The organism is Xanthobacter sp. NM-25 (assembly GCF_022138605.1).
Lineage (GTDB): Bacteria > Pseudomonadota > Alphaproteobacteria > Rhizobiales > Xanthobacteraceae > Xanthobacter.
Genome location: NZ_JACBFS010000001.1, coordinates 774,972 through 794,522, shown reverse-complemented (window position 1 = coordinate 794,522; position 19,551 = coordinate 774,972). Strand labels below are relative to the sequence as shown.

The 19,551-nt window shown below is 69.7% G+C and carries 17 protein-coding genes; 11 read left to right on the top strand and 6 right to left on the bottom strand.

Annotated features, from left to right (window positions below):
- Positions 1-30 precede the first annotated feature (30 nt).
- Positions 31-1,287, bottom strand: a complete 1,257-nt coding sequence (locus tag MEU52_RS03570; protein WP_238120111.1) for a glycoside hydrolase family 2 TIM barrel-domain containing protein — start codon at positions 1,285-1,287, stop codon at positions 31-33.
- Between the two features lie 257 nt (positions 1,288-1,544).
- Here MEU52_RS03570 and MEU52_RS03565 point away from each other — a divergent pair, with 257 nt between their 5' ends.
- The 4 genes from MEU52_RS03565 to MEU52_RS03550 all read left to right on the top strand — a co-directional run bounded on the left by MEU52_RS03565 (position 1,545) and on the right by MEU52_RS03550 (position 5,283).
- On the top strand, positions 1,545-2,468 hold the full coding sequence (locus MEU52_RS03565) for a metallophosphoesterase family protein (RefSeq protein WP_238120112.1): 924 nt from the start codon (positions 1,545-1,547) through the stop codon (positions 2,466-2,468).
- Positions 2,469-2,595: 127 nt separating this feature from the next.
- Positions 2,596-3,123 (top strand): Spy/CpxP family protein refolding chaperone, encoded by a 528-nt coding sequence (locus MEU52_RS03560; RefSeq protein WP_238120113.1) that lies wholly within the window; start codon positions 2,596-2,598, stop codon positions 3,121-3,123.
- Positions 3,124-3,373: 250 nt separating this feature from the next.
- Entirely contained in the window at positions 3,374-4,639 is a 1,266-nt protein-coding gene (locus tag MEU52_RS03555; RefSeq protein WP_443265907.1) for an MFS transporter, read from the top strand.
- A 179-nt stretch (positions 4,640-4,818) separates the two neighbouring features.
- Positions 4,819-5,283 carry a hypothetical protein gene (locus MEU52_RS03550; RefSeq protein ID WP_238120114.1) on the top strand — a complete coding sequence of 155 codons (465 nt, stop codon included), beginning with the start codon at positions 4,819-4,821 and terminating at the stop codon, positions 5,281-5,283.
- 64 nt (positions 5,284-5,347) lie between these two features.
- Here MEU52_RS03550 and MEU52_RS03545 read toward each other — a convergent pair whose 3' ends face one another.
- The 3 genes from MEU52_RS03545 to MEU52_RS03535 form a co-directional block, all read right to left on the bottom strand.
- Entirely contained in the window at positions 5,348-6,256 is a 909-nt protein-coding gene (locus MEU52_RS03545) for a LysR family transcriptional regulator (RefSeq protein ID WP_238120115.1), read from the bottom strand.
- A gap of 72 nt (positions 6,257-6,328) precedes the next feature.
- On the bottom strand, positions 6,329-9,013 hold the full coding sequence (locus MEU52_RS03540; protein WP_238120116.1) for a DUF2339 domain-containing protein: 2,685 nt from the start codon (positions 9,011-9,013) through the stop codon (positions 6,329-6,331).
- Between the two features lie 282 nt (positions 9,014-9,295).
- Positions 9,296-11,035: a tetratricopeptide repeat protein gene (locus MEU52_RS03535; protein ID WP_238120117.1), complete on the bottom strand. Its 1,740-nt coding sequence runs from the start codon at positions 11,033-11,035 to the stop codon at positions 9,296-9,298.
- Positions 11,036-11,234: 199 nt separating this feature from the next.
- Between MEU52_RS03535 and MEU52_RS03530 the strand changes: the two genes are divergently transcribed.
- On the top strand, positions 11,235-12,104 hold the full coding sequence (locus MEU52_RS03530; protein ID WP_238120118.1) for a 4-(cytidine 5'-diphospho)-2-C-methyl-D-erythritol kinase: 870 nt from the start codon (positions 11,235-11,237) through the stop codon (positions 12,102-12,104).
- Between the two features lie 110 nt (positions 12,105-12,214).
- Positions 12,215-12,535, top strand: coding sequence for a YnfA family protein (locus tag MEU52_RS03525; protein ID WP_238120119.1), 321 nt, complete (start codon positions 12,215-12,217; stop codon positions 12,533-12,535).
- A 16-nt stretch (positions 12,536-12,551) separates the two neighbouring features.
- Here the strand turns inward: MEU52_RS03525 and MEU52_RS03520 are convergent, their stop codons facing one another.
- Positions 12,552-13,559, bottom strand: a complete 1,008-nt coding sequence (locus MEU52_RS03520; protein ID WP_238120120.1) for a polyprenyl synthetase family protein — start codon at positions 13,557-13,559, stop codon at positions 12,552-12,554.
- A gap of 128 nt (positions 13,560-13,687) precedes the next feature.
- Here MEU52_RS03520 and MEU52_RS03515 point away from each other — a divergent pair, with 128 nt between their 5' ends.
- The 5 genes from MEU52_RS03515 to MEU52_RS03495 all read left to right on the top strand — a co-directional run bounded on the left by MEU52_RS03515 (position 13,688) and on the right by MEU52_RS03495 (position 19,266).
- A complete protein-coding gene (locus tag MEU52_RS03515) occupies positions 13,688-13,915 on the top strand; it encodes a putative signal transducing protein (protein ID WP_238120121.1) in 228 nt (75 codons plus the stop codon).
- A gap of 6 nt (positions 13,916-13,921) precedes the next feature.
- Positions 13,922-14,698: a tRNA1(Val) (adenine(37)-N6)-methyltransferase gene (locus MEU52_RS03510; protein WP_238120122.1), complete on the top strand. Its 777-nt coding sequence runs from the start codon at positions 13,922-13,924 to the stop codon at positions 14,696-14,698.
- 31 nt (positions 14,699-14,729) lie between these two features.
- Positions 14,730-15,611 (top strand): S49 family peptidase, encoded by an 882-nt coding sequence (locus MEU52_RS03505; RefSeq protein ID WP_238120299.1) that lies wholly within the window; start codon positions 14,730-14,732, stop codon positions 15,609-15,611.
- A 110-nt stretch (positions 15,612-15,721) separates the two neighbouring features.
- Positions 15,722-17,389, top strand: a complete 1,668-nt coding sequence (locus MEU52_RS03500; protein ID WP_238120123.1) for an NAD+ synthase — start codon at positions 15,722-15,724, stop codon at positions 17,387-17,389.
- A 167-nt stretch (positions 17,390-17,556) separates the two neighbouring features.
- Positions 17,557-19,266 carry a formate--tetrahydrofolate ligase gene (locus MEU52_RS03495; protein WP_238120124.1) on the top strand — a complete coding sequence of 570 codons (1,710 nt, stop codon included), beginning with the start codon at positions 17,557-17,559 and terminating at the stop codon, positions 19,264-19,266.
- A gap of 47 nt (positions 19,267-19,313) precedes the next feature.
- On the opposite strand, the gene MEU52_RS03490 is transcribed toward MEU52_RS03495, so the two are convergent.
- Positions 19,314-19,502, bottom strand: a complete 189-nt coding sequence (locus tag MEU52_RS03490) for a hypothetical protein (protein ID WP_238120125.1) — start codon at positions 19,500-19,502, stop codon at positions 19,314-19,316.
- Between the last annotated feature and the right edge of the window lie 49 nt (positions 19,503-19,551).

Sequence of the window (19,551 nt, the reverse complement as noted above, 5' to 3'; positions counted from 1 at the left end):
ACGCATCAAGCGAAAACGGTGCCAGCGCCCTCAGCGCATGAGGATGGGGATGTTGCCCGTGGCGGCCGCGCCCCGCCCGTCGCGCACGGTGACGAACACCCGGTAGGCGCCGGGGGGCAGCGGACCCACCCGCACGCTGCTCGCCGAAGGCTCGTGGATGGCCTGCGGAAAGCTCGGGGGAATGGGCTCGGGATCGCCGCCGATGCTGGGGGCCGTGCTTTCCGCCATCACCTGCCATTCCACCTTGAGGGGATCACCATCGGGATCGGTGGCGGCCAAACGCACCAAGGCGTGTCCGCCCGGCGGCACTTCGGCCGGACCGTCGAGGCGCAGCGAGCGGATGCGGGGGGCATGGTTGGCGCCGCCGGGCGGCGTGCCGTCCCACAGCTCGGCCATCACCTCCACCGTTTCCGTCCATTCCCCGGTGGGAAGCAGCAGGGAATACCAGGTGGGGGTCACCTCCTGCTTCTGGCCCCACAGGAAGGCGATGGTGCCGATGTCCGCCTGCTTGGCGGCGGTGAGGTAGCGGCGCATGCGATCGGCCTTCACGCTGGAGGTCAGCTCCGGTCGCGCGCCCCAGGGCGTCTTGATCGCTTCCCAATGGCCAAGGCTGCCCATCTCGGTCAGCAGCACCGGCCCGCTCCAGCCCTGGGCCCGGGCGCGGGTGGCCGAGGTGAGCAGGCCATCGCCATAGCCATTGATGCCGAGCACGTCGATGGAGGGCGCCAGGCGCTTGATCTGCGCGGCCTTGTCGGTGCCCACCTCCGCCACCACCGCCATGGTGGGGTGGCTGGGGTCGAGGGTCTTCACCAGTTGCGCCGCCTGCTCGATGGCCGGCCAGACCAGCTCCGTTTCCTCCGGTGGCAGTTCCACCTCCACCTCGTTGCCGATGCCCCACATGAGCAGGGCCGGGTGGTTGCGGTAGCGTTCCACCATGTGACGCAGGGCGTCCAGCTGCGTCTCCACGGCGGCGCGGTTGCGATAATCGAAGCCGAGGCGCGGATGGCCCATCCAGAAGCCGACGATGACCTTGAGCCCGGCGCGCTGGGCGGCATCCAGCACGGCGCCGGGCTCCTGGCCATAGGTCCGCACCACATTGGCCCCCAGGGCCTTCAGCTCGGGAAGACGGGTTTCGCCGCTGGCGCCCCGGGCCACGAAGGGCTGGCCATCCACCAGCAGGCTGGTGCCGCGCACGCTGACCTGGGCGGCGGCAGCCGCGGTGACGAGGGCCGGCCCGCCGGCGCACAGCGCGAGAGCGAGCAGGGGAAGGGGAAGGACAGCGCGCACCAATGCAGGACTCCAGACAGATCGATCGGGGTTCGATCGCCATCGGGCCGCGGGCGGCACCGACTCGCTCGTTGCAGTAGCCGCGGAATCTTGCGAGAGGAGGGCGGCGACATCAACCGATCCGCCCGCATGGCCCCCGGCCTGCGCTTGCGTCCCGCGCGGGATGCGCGATCCGCACAGGCGCGGCATCGGGACGTATCAAGGGGATGTGCCACACGGGCTCGCTCCAAGGGCTCAACTGGAGGCCTGCTGCCGACATGTTCGTGCTTGCCCATCTTTCCGACCCCCACCTGGGCCCCATTCCCGAGGCGCGCGTCTCCGAGCTGCTCGGCAAGCGCTTCTTTGGAATGATGAACTGGATCGGTGCGCGCCGCCGCAATTTCGGGGCATCCACCCTGGGGCCGCTGCTCACGGATCTGATGGCGCAGGCGCCGGACCATATCTGTGTCACCGGCGATCTGGTGAACCTCTCCCTGCCGGAGGAATTCGATACCGGCGCCACCTTCCTGACCTCCCTCGGGGAGCCTGACCGCGTCAGCGTGGTGCCTGGCAACCACGACGCCTATGTGCGCTCCGCCATGCATTACCATCTGGAGCATTGGGCCCCCTTCCTTTCGGGTGACGACACCCATCCGCACACGCCGGTGGATGTGGATGCCTTTCCCTATGTGCGCCGGCGCGGGCCGGTGGCCGTGGTCGGCGTCTCCACCGCCATTCCCACCGCCATTTTCCTGGCCAGCGGCGAAGCCGGGCGGGGACAGCTCGCGCGGCTGCGGACGCTGCTGCTGCAGTTGAAGGAGGAGGGACTGTTCCGGGCGGTGATGATCCACCATCCACCGGTGGGCACCCGCCCCTTCCATCGCGATCTGCGGGACGCGGCAGCGGTGCGGGCGGTGCTCGCTGAGGCCGGTGCGGAATTGGTGATGCACGGGCACGACCACCGCACTGAGTTCGGAGTCATTCCCACGCCGGCCGGTGGCGTGGTGCCCGTGGTTGGCGTGCCCTCGGCATCCGCCGGGCCGGACGATGACCGTGGGGCCGGTGCCTATGCCCTGTACCGGATTTCCGGGGAGCCCGGAGCATGGCGCTGCGAGATGGAAAGGCGGGGCTATGCCGCTGGCGATGCAACGGTGCGGGCCCGCGAGGTGCAGCTTCTGGCGCCGTTTGGTTCGGCCGCCTGACCGCTCAGAAATGTGGTGTTTTGATGCCGTTTCCCTGTCGTCATCGGGGGGCAGGATTACCGAACTTTAAGTTGAGGGGCGGGGCGTCTCCGCGCATGGTGCGGCCATCCTTTAAGGAGGACCGTTGATGAAGAAGACCGTTCTTGCCGCCGTCGCGGCTGCCCTTGTCGCTGGTTCCGTGGCCAGCTATGCGGCGCCGCCCGTGGGGGCCGGCCCGCAGGGGCCGCGGCCCACCGCCGAGCAGCGGGAAGTCCTGTCCGATGCGCGCATCGCCGCGGTGAAGGGCGGGCTGAAGCTCACCCCCGACCAGGAAAAGCTGTGGCCGGCCTTCGAGACCGCGCTGCGCGATGTGGCCAAGCAGCGCTCCGCCCTCATGGAGCAGCGCCGTGCCGAGCGCCAGGCCGCCCGCGCCGCCGCCAAGCAGGGCGAGAAGCCGCCGATGGTCGATCCGGTGGCGCGGCTGCGCGCCGGGGCCACGCGGATGACCACCACTGCGGGTGAGATGACCAAGGTGGCCGACGCCCTCGACCCGCTCTACAAGGCGCTGACCCCGGAGCAGCAGAAGACCTTCCAGGTGCTCGCGCGCGACAATCTGCGGGCGTTCTTCGGCGGTCCCGCCCGGCCGCCGCGCCCGGAAGCGCCGCGTCGCGGCTGATCTGACGACGGGCGGCGTCGCGTCGCTGCCCCGTTCCGGCCGGAGGGGAACTCCGGCCGGTCTTCCTCTGCGCAAACGCTCCCAGACATTCCTGCAAAGCAGCGCCTGATGCGCGCGGATCCATGACGAGATTTCATGGATCACGTGATCAATATTGATTTTTCTGATGGCGCGTCGGCGGATTAACATGCCCGCGAAGCGGCCGGTGCGCCTTGGGCGTGCGTCTTGGGTGCCGCAGAGCGAGTGTTTCATGTCGATCCCTTCTGAGACGATGCGCCCGCCGGCGGCTCCTGGGCGCCATCTCCCTGCTGTGCTGATCATCATTGCCGGCTGCGTGATCGCCATGATCACCTTCGGGCCGCGTTCGGTGTTCGGCCTGTTCCTGGTGCCCATGTCGAGTGACCTCGGCTGGGGTCGCGACGTCTTCGGCCTCGCGGTTGCGTTGCAGAACCTCTTATGGGGACTGGGTTCGCCCTTCGCCGGGGCGGTGGCCGATCGCTTCGGCACGGTGCGGGTCCTGTGCGCGGGCGCCTTGCTCTACGCGGCGGGCCTGATTCTCATGGCCTACGCCACCACACCGGCGATGCTGCAGATCAGTGCCGGTGTCCTGGTGGGCTTCGGCCTGTCGGCGGCCTCGTTCAATCTCGTGCTGGCGGCGTTCGGCAAGCTGTTGCCCGACCGGCTGAAGGGGCTGGGCTTCGGCGCGGCCACCGCGGCCGGGTCGTTCGGGCAATTCCTGTTTCCGCCGCTCACCACCGGGCTGATCGACAGCGTGGGGTGGCAGGAAACGCTGATCGTGTTCGGCTTTGCCATGCTGGTGGTGATGCCGTTCTCGATCGCCCTCGCCACCCGTGGCATGCGCGCGGGAGCACCAGGTGCGGCGGCGGCGCCAGCCCTGCCGCAGCAGAGCGTGGCGGGCGCCCTGTCGGAGGCTTTCCGTCACCGCAGCTATGTGCTGCTGGTGCTGGGCTTCTTCACCTGCGGCTTCCAGCTGGCCTTCATCACCGTGCACATGCCGGCCTTTCTGGTGGATCGCGGCATCGGCCTGTCGGTCGGGGCGGCGACCCTGGCGCTCATCGGCCTGTTCAACATCATCGGCTCCATCGCCGCCGGCTACCTGACCGCGCGGGTCTCCCGCAAGTATCTGCTGGCCTGGATCTATGCCGGTCGCGGGGTGGCCATCGCCGTGTTCATCATGCTGCCGGTCACGCCCTTGAGCTGCTACGTGTTCGGTGCCGCCATGGGGCTGCTGTGGCTCTCCACCGTGCCGCCCACGTCGAGCCTGGTGATGCTGATGTTCGGCACGCGCTACATGGCCATGCTCTACGGCTTCGCCTTCTTCTCCCACCAGGTGGGCGGCTTCCTCGGCGTCTATCTGGGCGGCGAGCTCTATGAGGCCGTCGGCTCCTATGACCTCATCTGGTGGCTGTCGGTCGCCCTGTCGTTCGCCTCGGCGGCCATCAACCTGCCGATCCGCGAAGAGCCGGTGCACCGGCCGGTGGTGAGCGTGGCGTAAACGAGCCCTTAACAGACCCTGAACAGGGGGTTAATTTGTTGCGGCCGCAGGGTCACACTGCGCGGAAAAACGGCGTCATTGCTGCATTTTCCGCCATTCCCGGGGGGTGCTGCGCTTGACAGTCGGGGGGTGCGTCTGTGCATCTTCGAGCTTGATCAACAGGCAGTTGTGAAGCAGCCATGCGCAGGACTTTTCTCGCGGCCATCGGTGTCGCCACCGTGCTCTCCGGAGCGACGAGCGCCGCCCGTGCCGGTGAGCAGCTTTCGGCGGAACAGGCGCGGGCCTTCGTGATCGGGCGCTCGTTCTCCTTCTCCTGCTTCGAAGGCTCGAAGGGCTCGGGCCGGGTCTATGCCGACGGTTCGGTGGCGGGCATCATCTCCCTGCGGGAAAACCCCGCCCGCTTCGTGCGGCTGCCGCCCAACACCCTGCGGGTGCGCGGCGATGCCGTCTGCGGCTTCGTCAAGGGCATGACGTTCGAGCCCTGCTTCGATGTGGTGAAGACCGGGCCGGGCTCGTTCCGTGGCTCTCTGGCCGGCGTGCAGACCATGTGGTGCGATTTCGACCGGGTCGGCGGCGAACGGCCCCAGGTGGCCTCGCGGCGCCGCAGCCGCAGCCACGTCGCCGAAGAGGCTTCGGCCCAGTAAGGCGCGCGGTGCGCTCTCGCTTGTTCTGATCAGTCCGCAGCGTCGGGGCGGGTTGGGCGCAGCTTCAGGCCGCTGGCGGGTGGTCGTGCTGCCCTTCGATCCACGCCTTGCGCCGCGACAGTTCCCGGCCCACGTGCTCCATGAAGGAGCGGACGCGGGCGGTGGCCTTGATATCCGGATGGGTCAGCAGCCACAGGCCGGATTCCATTTCCGGTTCGGGGCCCATCACGCGCACCAGCCCGGGCGTGCTGGCGCCGATGAAGCAGGGCAGCACCGTCAGCCCGATCCCCGCCACCGCCGCCTCGGCCAGCCCCAGCACCGAGTTGAGCCGATAGACCTGCCGGTCGTCGCCCACCCGCTCGCGCAGCCACTTGGCCGGCTTGATGGAGCCGAGGGTGTCGGAAAAGCCGATCCAGTCGTGCCTGCGCAGGTCGCCCGGCTCCAATCGCCCCGCGCCAATCACATCCGGCCGGCCATAGACGCCCCAGGCAATGCCGGCGATCCGCCGGCCCACCAGGATGTCGCCGGGGCGATCGCTGGCGCGGATGGCCACGTCCGCATCGCGCTTCGACAGGCTCAGCGGCTGGTTGGAGACCACCACATCCAGGCGGATCTCGGGGAAGGCGGCGCGGAAGCTGGCGAAGACCGGCGTCAGCATGTGCACCAGCATGGAATCGTTGGTGGTCACCCGCAGGTCGCCGGAGGGGCGCAGGTCGCGGCCGGTGATGCGCCGTTCCACGGCCGCCACCTCCTCGCCCATGCGCTCCGCCAGCCGGACCATCTCCTCGCCGGTGGTGGTGGGCACATAACCGGAGCGGGCCCGCTCGAACAGGCGGCTGCCGATCAGCTCTTCAAGGGCTCCGAGCCGGCGGAACACGGTGGAGTGGTTGACGGTCAGGAGGTCGGCGGCCCCGGCCAGGGACCCCGTTTGGGCGATGGCCCGGACCAGGCGGAAGTCATCCCACGCGATCATGTTCCTATGCGTCCGCGCAAATGAGAGTGGCCTGCGCTCACTATTGCATTGCGGCGGTGAGGAGGCGAGCCCCTAACCCTGCGGCGGCCCGCCTCGGCGCGGCAGCAGCCTTTGGTAGAGCCACCCCATGGCCACCAGCACCAGCCCGAGGCCGATGAAGGACATGGCGCGCAATACGCCCTCCAGGTCCGACATGTCGGAAAGGAAGACCTTCACCACCGTCGCGCCCACCACGGCGGCGGAGCCGAGGCGCAGGGCGCGGGAGCCGCGGGCCAGCCCGAGCCCCAGCAGGGCGATGCCGAACGCTAGCCACACCGCGGAATAGGTGTACCATTCCATGGAGCTGATCCGGTCCGCATCCAGCACTGGCCCCTGGAACAGGCGCGACACCTGGAACGTCAGGTAGGCGAGGGCCAGCACGGTGGCGAGCGCCCCGGCCGCGAGCCGCAGCCGCGGACGATGCGGCGGCAGGTTGGCCGCGTAGGCCAAGGCCAGCACCGCCGGGAGGGCATAGGCCACCAGCAGGTCGTTGAAGACCACCCCGCCCACATTGGCGCCGGTGAGGAAGGGATTGCCGGCGATGAGGGCGTCAAGGGCACACAGGGCGGCCAGAACCGCCACGCCATCGGAGAAGAAGCGGTAGAGACGGCGGCCGGTGGCGCGGGCGATCCGGGCGAGGCCTACCGCATAGGCTGCATAGATGGCAGCCAGGAGCCCGCTCTCCCACAGCCGGGAGCCGACGGCATAGACGTCGCCCCCATGGGCCAGATGGCGGATTTCCAGGGCCGCCAGCAGCACCGCGAACACTAGCGCCAGGCTCTCCAGCACCCGCCGGCTCCAGTCGTCCTGCGCCCGCAGCAGCCATGCGGCGGCAGCGAAGGCCAGGGCCGGCACGCCATAGCCCCACAAGAGCCAGTTGAAGATGGGCGTGGTTCCGAGATCGGCGCCGGCGATGGTGGGATCCCAGCCGATCCGCGCCAGCACCACCATGCCGAGGGCGGCCGCGAGCTGCCGCAGTCCGGGCAGGGGCCGCTGGGTGGCGACCCAGGCGACGCCCAGGGCCGCCAGGGCGAGGCCCACGGTGAGCCATCCCTTCTCCAGGGCGAACGCCAGGGCAAGGCCCAGGCCGATGACGCCAGCGGCGGCAAAGACCGCTGCCGGGACCTCGCGGCCCCGTCGGGTCAGCAGCTCGGCGCCGGCGGTGAACAGGGCCGCCAGCAGCAGGGCGAGGGCGGCGAACGGCAGGTTGCGATCGAGCTCGGTCAGCCGTCCATAGGCGGCGAGGAGCAGCAGCAGCGGGCCGACGGTGGCGGTCAGCGCCCAGCCCAGCGCGGTGAGGCGCCGCTGGGCGCGCAGGGCGCCGGCAAGGCCGAGGCCCAGCAATCCGGCGCCCATCATCAGGCCGTAGGTGGCGAAGTGACCGACGGAGAGCCGCGCGGGCTCCGGCGCGACGCCGGCCAGGGGGCCCGCCGGCGCCACGGCGCTGCCCGGCTCCGGTGGAAAGGCCCAGGCCATCAGGATCGCCGGTGCGGCGAAGGCCACCGCCACCGCCCCGAAGGTGGCGGCCTCCACCCGCCAGGCGAGCGCCAGCGTGCCCAGGCTCAGCCCCACGAACACCGCCAGCGGCAGGCCGGCGACGGCGTCAGAATTGGCAGCCAGCACCGCCACCAGCAGAGCGAGGGCGCAGCCGAGAGTGGTGATCGGATCCGGCCGCGGATCGGCCGGCGGGCCCCACGCCAACCCGGGAGCGATCAGCAGGGCGGTCAGCACCAGCAGCACGGCGGCCAGGGCGCCCGCCGCCGGCACGGCCTGCGGCAGCGCGAAGAGGAGGAGGGCGACACCCCAGGCGGCCCCGCCCAGCAGGGCCAGCAGCGCCAGCCAGCGCCACAGCCGGATGCGCGCCACGGCGAGCGCGCTGGCCCCGACCATGGAGATCAGCAGCACGACGCCCCAGGCATTGGGCGTGTCGGAGCTGATGAGCAGGGGCGTCACCGCCGCGCCGACGAACCCCAGTGCCGCCAGTGCCGGGCCATGCAGCAGCGCCGCCAGCAGCGTCGCGACACCGGTCAGGCCCAGCAGCAGGAATGCGGCGGCCGGCGGGAGCAGGTGGTAAAGCTCATAGGCCGCATAGAGACTGCCGAAGGCGGTCATGGTGCCCACCGCCGTCAGCACCGCGGGCACCTGCGCGGCGGGCAGGCCGGCGAAGCCGTCGCGGCGATCCAGCCGGCGCAGGGCTTCGCCCCCCGCCAGCAGCGCCGCCGCCAGCAGCAGCCCGAGGGCAATGCGGCCGGCCGGACCGATGAGGTTCTGCTCGACCGCGAAGCGCACCAGGAAGACGCCGCCCAGTGCCAGGGCGAGGCCGCCGACCCATACGGTCCAGCGGGCGCCCACGCGCTCCTCGAACCCCGACAGGCCCTCCCGCAGCCGCCCGATGCTCCAGCCCCTGGTCGGCGTTGGTTCGGCTTGTGGCGTGGAGGGGAGGGGGCCGGGGGCGGGCCGCTCGGGGGCGTGCGGGGCGGGTGTCGCGTGGGGGCGTGGCGCCGGTTCCGTGAGGTCCATGTCCGGCGGACGGTGCGCGGTTATCCCTTCTGCCGCCGTGGGTGTCGCCCGGAACTGCGCCAGGGCGAGCTCAAGGGCCTGCACACGCTGTTCCAAGGTCTGCAGGCGCCCGCGCTGACGCAGGGCGAGGATGAGCGCCACCAGCGCCATCACGGGGAAGGCCAGTGCCAGCAGCACCAGCCAGGCCACTTCATCCATTCTCAGTCCTCGGGAGGCAGGGGCGGGTCAGGCGCCGGTCGATGGGGGACGTTGGGCCCCAGTGAGACGGGCGATCCGGCGCGCTGGTGGGTCCACAAGGGCGGTGTGGATCCGCAAGGGCGCGTGGGCCGGAAGAAGGGGATGGCGCCGGTGGGGCGGCGTGACACTGGCGCGGCCGCATCCGCCGGCGCGGTCGCGGCCTGGAGGCCGCCATGGTCCGCCGCCGGCGATGGCGCGCGGCGGCGGGCCGCGCAGCGGCAGGGTGGGGCAGCAGGGGCGGGGTCAGCCGCCCTTCTGCTCCTCGGCCTTCTTCACCGGCGGGGGAGCATCGACGGCGTCGAGGCCCTTGTCGATCTTCTTGACGATCTTGGCGAGATCATCCGGTTCCGGCTTCAGATCACGGGCATGGTTCCACTGGAAGCCGGCTTCGAGCTTGCGCCCGACCTTCCAATAGGCATCACCCAGGTGATCGTTGATCACCGGATCCTGCGGCATGAGCTCCACCGCGCGCTCCAGCTCGGAGACCGCCTCCTCATAGCGGCCGAGCCGGAAGTAGGCCCAGCCCAGGCTGTCGACGATGGGGCCGTCGTCCGGGCGCAGGGCCACCGCCTTGCGGATCATGTCCAGGCCGGCATCCAGGTTGGTGCCCTGGTCGACCCAGGAATAGCCGAGATAGTTCAGCACGTGGGGCTGGTCCGGATTGAGGGCCAGCGCCTTCTTCAGGTCGGCCTCGGCCCCCGCCCAGTTCTTGCTGCGCTCATTGCAGATGCCGCGGAAATAGAACAGCGCCCAGTTGGCCTTGGTGGGCTCGGGAATGAGCGCGATGGCTTGTGAATAGGTGTCGGCGCATTCGGAGAACATCTTGCGCGCCTGCTGGATGCGGCCGAGGGCGACGATGGCCTCCAGATCCTTGGGATTGGCGGCGATGATGTCCTTCAGATGCTTCTGCGCCTCGTCGAACTTGTCGGTGGCATCGAGATTGATGGCCATCTGCACTTCGGCATTGCGCTTCAGCGGCGAGGAGTCCGGTACCAGCTCATAGACGGAGATGGCCTTCTGCGGCTGCTTGAGCTGCTCGTAGAGGTCAGCCAGGGTCAGCCGCGCGAACGGATGTTCGGGATCAAGCCAGATGGCGAGCTGGAGATAGACGAGGGCGAGGTCCTCACCACCCTGGCGGGCCAGGGTGGAGCCGAGCCCATAGAGAACCTCGGCGGCGCCTTCCTGGGCGGTGGTCACCAGAGGCGGCAGCGGCTTGCCGGCCTTCAATTCCTTCATTTCGGCGAGCACCACCGGATGGTTGGGCATCGCCTTCTCGAAATCCGCATAAGCGGCGATGGCCGCTTCGGTGCTGTCGTTGCGCGAGGCCCAGCGGGCATAGGCCTCAATGGTCCGCAGCGAGCCGGGATCGAGCTTCACGGCTTCCGCCAGGCGCTTGCCGGCTTCCTTCTTGTTGCCGGCGGCATCCAGGATCAGCCCGGCCTGCAGCGCCTTCAGCGGCGCATACCACTCGGGCCCCTTGAGCTGGTCGATGAGGCTGACGGCCCCCTTGGTGTTGCCCGAGCCGTAGAAGGTCCAGGCGGCCAGCAGCGTGGCGGTGAGATCGCCGATGGGGCCACGCACCGAAAGGGCGAGGTTGGTGCGCGCGGTCTGGAACCGGCCCTTCTTGATGGCCTTCACCGCCAGTGCGAGCCGGGCGATGCGGTGGCCGTTGTCCACCTTCACCAGCCGTTCGGCCAGCTTCATGGCCTCGGCCATCTGGCCGTCCACCAGGGTGGCGAAGAAGGTGCGTTCCATCACCTCTTCATTGCGCGAATCAAGCTCCAGCAGATTGCGCAGATAGGTCACCGCGGCGTCGGTGTCGCGTTCCGTGGTGGCGAAGCGCGCAGCCAGATAGCTGCCGGCGATGGTGGGATCAAACTCTGCGGGGGCCTCCGCGCGGGCTGTTGCCGGCAGGGCCAGATGCAACACCGCGGCGAACCCGGCGACGAGCGCCAGGGAGGAAGTGGGGCGAGAAATCTTCACCGATCAAGAATCCTGAAGAGCCTGGACGGCTGTTGCACCGCGCCATTCATACGCGAGGAGATGGCGGGAGGATGGCCGCTTTCCCGGTGGGTCGCAAGTTTCCACCCGCGCAGGGGCACTGCAGCGTCGGAGCCCCGCGCCGCAGGCCGGGCCGTGGCGTGGCCTTGCCGGCGCCATGACCCCGGGCCATAAGGCGCCCATGGAGACCTCTCTGGCCAAGGCACCCGCCAAAATCAACCTGACCCTCAGGGTCACCGGCCGGCGTGGGGATGGTTTCCATGAGCTCGTCAGCCTGGTGATGTTCGCCGGTGTCGGCGATCTCGTGGCGCTCACGCCCGATCGTCCGCTGGCGCTGACGGTGGAAGGGCCGACCGCCGCCGCGGCGGGGCCCGACGCCGACAATCTGGTGCTCAAGGCGGCGCGGGCGTTGGCCGATCGCGTGCCGGGGCTACGCCTCGGCGATTTCCGTCTGGTGAAGCGCCTGCCGGTGGCCGCCGGCATGGGGGGCGGCTCGGCCGATGCCGCCGCGGCCCTGCGCCTGCTGGCCCGTCTCAACGCTCTCACCCTGGATGACGCGCGCCTGCTGGCGGCGGCGCGGGAGACCGGCGCTGACGTGCCGGTGTGCCTCGATCCGCGCCCGCGCCTCATGCGGGGAATCGGCGAGCAGCTTTCGGCACCGTTGCGGCTGCCGCCGCTGTTCGCCGTGCTGGTGAATTGCGGTGTCGCCGTGCCTACGGCCGATGTCTTCCGCGCCCTGGGCCTGCGGGCGGGGGAGTTGCTGCCCGGCCCCGAGCATCCGCGTGAACTGCCGGCGGATGTCGTTGCCTTGCGCGGGGTTCTGGCTGGTCTGCCCAACGACCTCGAACCGCCGGCGCGGGCGGTGGCGCCGGTGGTTGGCACCGCGATGGGCGCGCTGGCCGCGGCGCCGGAGGCCCGGCTGGTGCGCATGTCCGGCTCGGGTGCCACCGTGTTTGCTCTCACCGATGACTGCCGGGCGGCCGCCGTCTTGGCCCGGCGGCTGAAGGCCGAGTACCCCGGCTGGTGGGTTCGGCCCACCGTTCTGCGGTGATTGCGCGCGCGTCGCGTGTCTTCGCCGAGCGCGTCGCGTGCCTTTTTCGATTCGCGTCGGACCCTTGCACCGCAACTGCGGGGGGCTCGGCGGGTGATGGAGTGATGGGGATGACGCTGCCGGCTTTTCTGCTCGCCGCGCTCGGCGAGATCGCAGGGTGCTTCGCCATGTGGCACGTGGTGCGCCTCGGCGGCTCGCCACTGTGGCTGGTGCCGGGGTTGGCCAGCCTCGCCGCCTTCGCCTACGCATTGACCTTCGTGGACGCGGAAGCGGCCGGGCGCGCCTTTGCCGCCTATGGCGGCATCTATATCGTCGCGTCGCTGGCCTGGATGTGGGCCGTGGAAGGCGTGCGGCCCGACCGGTGGGACGCGACCGGCGCCCTTTTGTGCCTTGCTGGCGCGGCCGTCATCGTGTTCGGGCCGCGCGGCTGAGCCGCGTCACCCGCGCTCAGTGGGCGCGGGAGAGGCAGAAGTCCACGGCTTCCATCAGCGCGTCCTTGGCCGGGCTCGCCGGGAACAGGGCCAGGGCATCCTTGGCCATGGCGCCATAGTGGCGGGCGCGCTCGACCGTGTCGGCGATGGCGCGGTGCTTGGTGAGCAGGCCGATGGCGGTGGCGAGATCGGCATCGTCCGCCTCGCCGCGCTCCAGGCACTTCTGCCAAAACGCCCGCTCGGTGGCATCGCCGCGGCGGAAGGCGAGCAGCACCGGCAGGGTCAGTTTGCCCTCGCGGAAGTCGTCGCCCACATTCTTGCCGAGCTTGGCCTGGTTGCCCCCATAGTCCAGGGCGTCGTCCACCAGCTGGAAGGCGATGCCCAGATTCATGCCATAGGAGCGGCAGGCGACGATCTCCGCCTTTGCGCGGTCACCGAGCACCGCACCCACCTCGCACGCGGCGGCGAACAGCTCCGCCGTCTTGCCGCGGATGACGGCCAGATAATCGTCCTCGGAGGTCTGGGTGTTCTTGGCGGCGGCCAGCTGCATCACCTCGCCCTCGGCGATGACGCAGGCGGCGTTGGACAGGATGTCGAGGCAGGTGAGCGAGCCCACCTCCACCATCATCTTGAACGCCTGGCCCAGCAGGAAGTCGCCCACCAGCACCGAGGCCTCGTTGCCCCACAGCTTGCGGGCGGCGAGCTTGCCGCGGCGCATGTCGCTTTCATCCACCACGTCGTCGTGGAGGAGGGTGGCCGTGTGCATGAACTCCACCGAGGCGGCGAGCTTCACGTGGCCGTCGCCCGCGTAACCGCACAGTGCGGCGCAGGCGAGAGTCAGCATCGGCCGCAGGCGCTTGCCACCGGAGGAGATGAGGTGGTTGGCCACCTCGGGGATCATCGCCACATCGGAGCCAGTGCGCGCCAGAATGGCGGCATTGACGCGCTCCATATCCGCTTTCACCAGGGCGACCAGCGCCTCGATGGACGGTTCATTGGGCTCGAACGGAAGGACGAGGGCCAAGAAACACGCTCCCGCTTGTCTTTCTTTCGGGCGCACCATAGGGATGCCCATGGGCCTGACGCAAGCGCTGCGGCACGAAAATGCCCGATTGGGAAGGCCATCGGGCAGGCGCGAGGGAGCAGCCGGGAATGCGGGAGCTGGTGCGAACCAACGACGTGGTGCTGCTTGGCGCCATCACCGCGCTGCTGGATGCGGCGGAGATCGGCCATTTGGTCGCGGATGCTCATATCAGCGCCCTGGAAGGCTCCATCGGCATTCTGCCGCGCCGCCTGCTGGTGATCGACGATGACGCGGCGCGTGCGCGCCGGTTGTTGGTGGATGCAGGCTTCGCGCAGGCGCTGCGCGATCCCGAGTGAGCACCGATGGCGATCACCACCGCCGAAACCACTGAGGACGCCGTGCTGGGCGGACGTCTTACCCTGCGGCAGCCGGTGCGCGGCCATCGGGTGGGGCATGATGCGCTGTTGCTGGCGGCTCTGGCGCCCGCCTCTTGCCGCGCCATGGTGGATCTGGGCGCCGGGGTCGGCAGCGCCGGCCTTGCCTTTCTCACCCGCTGCCCCGAGGCGCGCGGTACGCTAGTGGAGATCGATCCCGATCTGGCGCGTCTTGCGGCAGAAAATGCCGAGGCGAATGGCCTCGCGGCGCGTTGCCAGGTGGTGGCAGCCGACGTGCTGACCCTCGGCCGGCCCGGCGGCGCGCCGGAACCGGTCGCCCATGCCGCCGATCTGGTGCTGATGAACCCGCCGTTCAATCCCGCCGCCGCGCACCAGGTTTCGCCCCACCCCGGTCGGGCCCAGGCCCATATGGCGGGGGAGGATCTGCTGGAGGCGTGGGTGAAGGCGGCCCACCGCTGCCTCAACGCCGACGGCGTGCTGTGCCTCATCCATCGGCCGGAGGAGGCGGGGGCGATCCTTGCCGCCCTCCAGGGCCGGTTCGGCGCCGCCGAGCTGCTGCCGGTGTATGGCAGGCCGGGTGGTAAGCCGGGCGCCGCCGCCGTGCGGCTGCTGGTGCGTGCACGGAAGGGCCGGCGCACCGCGCCGCGGATTCTGCCCGGGCTGGTGCTGACGGATGCGGCCGGCGCACCGACGCCCGAGGCGGCAGCGGTGCTGCGCGCGGGGGACGCGCTTGCGCCGCCTTGAGGCCGTCGTCTCGCGCGCCTACATCTTCACTATGGCCGATCCCTTCTTCTTCCTGCCCCGCCGCCTCCGCAGCCTCATCCCCTCCCGCTGGCGCAGGGATGTGCCGGTGGTGCCGGTGGTGCGCCTTGCCGGTGCCATCGGCATGAACTCGCCCTTCTCCCAGAGCCTCACCCTCGCCGGCTGCGCCCGGACCCTGGAGAAGGCGTTCGCGGTGAAGGAGGCGCCGGCGGTGGCGCTGCTCATCAATTCCCCTGGCGGCGCGCCGGTGCAGTCCCACCTCATCTTCAAGCGCATCCGGGCGCTGGCGGAGGAGAAGGACAAGCACGTCTTCGCCTTCGTGGAGGATGCGGCGGCCTCCGGCGGCTACATGATCGCCTGTGCCGCCGACGAGATCTTCGCGGATCCCTGCTCGGTGGTGGGCTCCATCGGCGTGGTGAGCGCCGGCTTCGGCTTCGACAAGGCCATCGCCCGGTTCGGCGTTGAGCGGCGGGTCTATACCGCCGGCGAGCGCAAGGTGACGCTCGATCCGTTCCAGCCGGAGCGGGCCGAGGATGTGGAGCGCCTCGACGGCCTGCTGAAGGAACTGCATGTGGTGTTCGCCGATCTGGTGCGGTCGCGCCGCGGCAGCGCCCTCACCGTCGACGAGGCCACCGTGTTCTCCGGTGAATTCTGGCTCGCCACCCAGGCCCTCGGCCTCGGGCTCCTGGACGGGCTCGGCGATGTGCGCGGCATCCTGAAAGCCCGCTACGGGGATGATGTCCGGATGCCGCTGATCCAGGGGCCGTCGCCCTTCTTTCTGCGCAAGCCTGGCGGGTTCACGGGTGGGGTTGGTGCGGGGCTCGCCCATCAGGCCGCATCCGGCGCCATGGCCGCGTCGGAGGAGCGCGCCCTCTGGGCTCGCCTCGGGCTGTGATGGCCCCGCTCCGCTGGCCCTGGGGCCCGCGCTCCGCTACAGCTTCTTGAGCGTCGCCGAAGCTCTTAGCCCCGGCCGCCGCTGCGCCGACTGGATGTAAGCACCGCCCCATGAATACGCCCGCCAACACCCTCCATATCGCCGTCGCCCAGCTCAATCCCATCGTCGGCGACGTGGCCGGCAATCTGGAGCTGGTGCGCCGCACCCGCGATGCCGCGCGCCTCTCCGGCGCCGACCTCGTGGTGTTCTCCGAGCTGTTCATCGCCGGCTACCCGCCGGAGGATCTGGTGTTGAAGCCCGCCTTCCAGGCCGCCTGCCGCAAGGCGGTGGAGGAACTGGCGGCGGAGAGCGCCGACGGGCCGGCGCTGCTGGTGGGCGCGCCCTGGGTGGAGGGGGGCAAGCTCCACAATTCGGTGCTGCTGCTGGAAAATGGTGCCATCAGCGCGGTCCGCCACAAGGTGGACCTGCCCAATTACGGCGTGTTCGACGAAAAGCGCGTCTTCCAGCCCGGCCCCATGCCGGGGCCCATCCCGTTCAAGGGGGTGCGGCTCGGGGTGCCGATCTGCGAAGACATCTGGGGCCCCGACGTGGTGGAGTGCCTCGCCGAGACTGGCGCCGAGATCCTCATCGTGCCCAACGGTTCGCCCTATCGCCGCTCGGTCTATGAGGAGCGGGACAATGTGGCGGTGGCGCGGGTGGTGGAGAGCCACCTGCCGCTGCTCTATGTGAACCAGGTGGGTGGCCAGGACGAACTGGTGTTCGATGGCGCCTCCTTCGCCCTCAATGCCGACCGGTTCCTGGCCCTGCAGTTCCCGAGCTTCCAGGAACGGGTGCGGGTGACCCGCTGGGAGCGGCTCGCCGGCGGCTGGGCCATGACCGAGGGGGCTATCGGCATCCGCACCGAGGACGAGGCGGCGGACTATGCCGCCTGCGTGCTGGGGTTGAAGGACTACGTGAACAAGAACCGCTTTCCGGGAGTGGTCATCGGCCTGTCCGGCGGCATCGACAGCGCCCTGTGCGCGGCCATGGCAGTGGATGCGCTGGGGCCGGACCGCGTCCACTGCATCATGATGCCCTATCGCTACACCTCGGAGGAGAGCCTGTCCGATGCGGCCGTGATGGCCGAAAAGCTGGGCGTGCGCTACGACATCCTGCCCATCGCTCCGGCGGTGGAAGGGTTGGAGAGCGTGCTGCATCCCCTGTTCGCCAATCACCCCAAGGACGTGACGGAGGAGAACCTCCAGTCGCGCGCTCGCGGCACGCTTTTGATGTCCATTTCCAACAAGTTCGGCGGCATGGTGGTGACCACCGGCAACAAGTCGGAGATGTCCACCGGCTATGCCACCCTCTATGGCGACATGAACGGCGGCTACAATCCCATCAAGGATCTGTACAAGACCGAAGTGTTCCGCCTCTCGCGCCTGCGCAACCAGTGGAAGCCGGAGGGTGCGCTGGGGCCGGACGGCATCGTCATCCCCGATGCCCTCATCGACAAGCCGCCCACCGCTGAGCTGCGCGAGAACCAGAAGGACGAGGATTCGTTGCCGCCCTATGCCACTCTCGATGCCATCCTGTTCCGGCTGGTGGAGATGGAGGCGCCGGTGGCGAGTGTCATCGCCGAGGGGTTCGATGCGGCGCTGGTGAAGCGGGTGGAGCGCATGCTGGCCATCGCCGAATACAAGCGCCGGCAGGCGGCGCCGGGCGTGAAGGTCACCGGCCGCAATTTCGGACGCGACCGCCGCTACCCCATCACCAACCGGTTCCGCGACGAGGGCTGAGGCGCAAGCGCGGCGATTCTGCCACGGTTGGTGTGGGAAAAGCGGGGCAGGCGTCGCTTCGGCGCGCTTTCGCCTTCCAATGGGCCGGGCAGATGCTCTAGGTCGGAAGCACTCGCATATCTGTCCACGCGATGCTGCCCGTCGCGCCGCCTGAGGGAAGTTGTCCGATGCACCAGCGAACCGCCCGCGCCATTGACCCGTCCTCCGATGCGGCCATTGCGGCGAGCGTGACGCCGGCGCCCATCGCCGACATTGCGGCGAAGCTCGCCATTCCCGCCGATGCGCTCTATCGCTACGGCCCGCACAAGGCCAAGCTCGGCCTCGAGTTCCTGCGCGAGCTGGAGGACCGCCCTGCCGATGCGCCGCAGGGCCGGCTGATCCTGGTCACCGCCATCAGCCCCACCCCGGCGGGGGAGGGCAAGACCACCACCACCATCGGCCTCGGCGACGCGCTCTCGCGGCTCGGCGAGAAGACCGCCGTGTGCCTGCGCGAGCCGTCCCTCGGCCCGGTGTTCGGCGCCAAGGGCGGCGCCACCGGCGGCGGCCATGCGCAGATCATCCCCATGCAGGACATCAACCTGCATTTCACCGGCGACATCCACGCCATCACCGCCGCCCACAATCTGCTGTCCGCCCTCATCGACAACCACATCTATTGGGGCAACGGGCTCGATCTCGACAGCCGCCGCATCGCCTGGCGGCGGGTGATGGACCTCAACGACCGGGCCCTGCGCGCCATCACCGTCGGCCTCGGCGGGCCGGCCAACGGCTTTGCCCGTGAGGACGGGTTCGACATCACCGTGGCGAGCGAGGTAATGGCCATTTTCTGCCTCGCCGACAGCCTGGCGGATCTGGAAGCGCGCCTGTCGCGCATGGTGATCGGCCAGACCCGGTCGCGCCGCATGGTGCGGGCGGAGGAGCTGGAAGGCATCGGCTCCATGGTGGCGCTGCTGCGCGACGCCTTCCAGCCGAATCTGGTGCAGACCATGGAAGGCACGCCGGCGCTGGTGCATGGCGGCCCGTTCGCCAACATCGCCCATGGCTGCAATTCGGTGATGGCCACCAAGAGCGCCCTGGCGCTGGCGGATTATGTGGTGACTGAGGCCGGCTTCGGCGCCGATCTCGGCGCCGAGAAGTTCCTCGACATCAAGTGCCGGCAGGCCGGCCTCACCCCCTCCGCGGCGGTGGTGGTGGCCACCGTGCGCGCCCTGAAGATGCACGGCGGCGTGCCGGTGAAGGAGCTGGGGCCGGAGAATGTGGCGGCGGTGACCCTGGGCACCGAAAATCTGAAGCGCCACGTGGAGAATATGGGCAAGTTCGGCCTGCCGGTGGTGGTGGCGCTGAACCGCTTCACCTCCGATACGCCGGCCGAGGTGGAGGCGGTGCGCACGGCGCTCGCCGAACTGGGCATCGAGGTGTTCGTGTGCTCGCACTGGGCCGATGGCGGCGCCGGCGCCGAGGCACTGGCCCGCGCGGTGCGCACCCTCGCAGCCCGGCCGAGCCGCTTCACATATCTTTATCCCGATGCGATGCCGCTGAAGGAGAAGATCGAGACCGTGGCGCGGGAGATCTATGCCGCGGGCCGGGTGGAATTCTCCTCCGCCGCCCTCAATCGGCTCAAGGAATTCGAGGCGGCGGGCTTCGGCAAGCTGCCGGTCTGCATGGCCAAGACGCAATATTCCTTCTCGGCCGATCCCGCTTTGCGCAATGCGCCCACGGGCCATGTGCTGCCGATCCGCGATGTGCGGCTGTCCGCCGGCGCAGGCTTCGTGGTGGCGCTGGCCGGCGACATCATGACCATGCCGGGCCTGCCGTCCCATCCGGCGGCGGAGCACATCTTCGTCACGCCGGAGGGCGTCATCGCCGGCCTGTCCTGAGGCCGGTGGGGCCAAGCGGATCAGTGAACGCTGATCCGGGCTGGCGATTAGCCCTGGCGGGGACGGTAGTCGCCGGTCTTGGGGTCCCGCTCCAGGGGAATGGTCTTCAACTCGCCCGCGTCGGCGGCCTGCTGGCGCTTGAGGGTGTCGTTGACCCGCCGGCTCTCCGCCGCGATCACCTTCACCAGAGCGGCGGCGCCGAGGGCGCCCAGGGCGACAATGAACAGCGGCGGCACGGGCGGGTCTCCTCACCTCTCGCTTGTCGCGCGAGAACGCTCTAACGGT

Coding starts and splice junctions, on each gene's coding strand:
- MEU52_RS03530 (WP_238120118.1), top strand. CDS start 11,235: ATGGAGACCTCTCTGGCCAAGGCACCCGCCAAAATCAACCTGACCCTC.
- MEU52_RS03525 (WP_238120119.1), top strand. CDS start 12,215: ATGACGCTGCCGGCTTTTCTGCTCGCCGCGCTCGGCGAGATCGCAGGG.
- MEU52_RS03495 (WP_238120124.1), top strand. CDS start 17,557: ATGCACCAGCGAACCGCCCGCGCCATTGACCCGTCCTCCGATGCGGCC.
- MEU52_RS03540 (WP_238120116.1), bottom strand. CDS start 9,013: ATGGATGAAGTGGCCTGGCTGGTGCTGCTGGCACTGGCCTTCCCCGTG.
- MEU52_RS03545 (WP_238120115.1), bottom strand. CDS start 6,256: ATGATCGCGTGGGATGACTTCCGCCTGGTCCGGGCCATCGCCCAAACG.
- MEU52_RS03565 (WP_238120112.1), top strand. CDS start 1,545: ATGTTCGTGCTTGCCCATCTTTCCGACCCCCACCTGGGCCCCATTCCC.
- MEU52_RS03515 (WP_238120121.1), top strand. CDS start 13,688: ATGCGGGAGCTGGTGCGAACCAACGACGTGGTGCTGCTTGGCGCCATC.
- MEU52_RS03500 (WP_238120123.1), top strand. CDS start 15,722: ATGAATACGCCCGCCAACACCCTCCATATCGCCGTCGCCCAGCTCAAT.
- MEU52_RS03550 (WP_238120114.1), top strand. CDS start 4,819: ATGCGCAGGACTTTTCTCGCGGCCATCGGTGTCGCCACCGTGCTCTCC.
- MEU52_RS03505 (WP_238120299.1), top strand. CDS start 14,730: ATGGCCGATCCCTTCTTCTTCCTGCCCCGCCGCCTCCGCAGCCTCATC.
- MEU52_RS03560 (WP_238120113.1), top strand. CDS start 2,596: ATGAAGAAGACCGTTCTTGCCGCCGTCGCGGCTGCCCTTGTCGCTGGT.
- MEU52_RS03510 (WP_238120122.1), top strand. CDS start 13,922: ATGGCGATCACCACCGCCGAAACCACTGAGGACGCCGTGCTGGGCGGA.
- MEU52_RS03555 (WP_443265907.1), top strand. CDS start 3,374: ATGTCGATCCCTTCTGAGACGATGCGCCCGCCGGCGGCTCCTGGGCGC.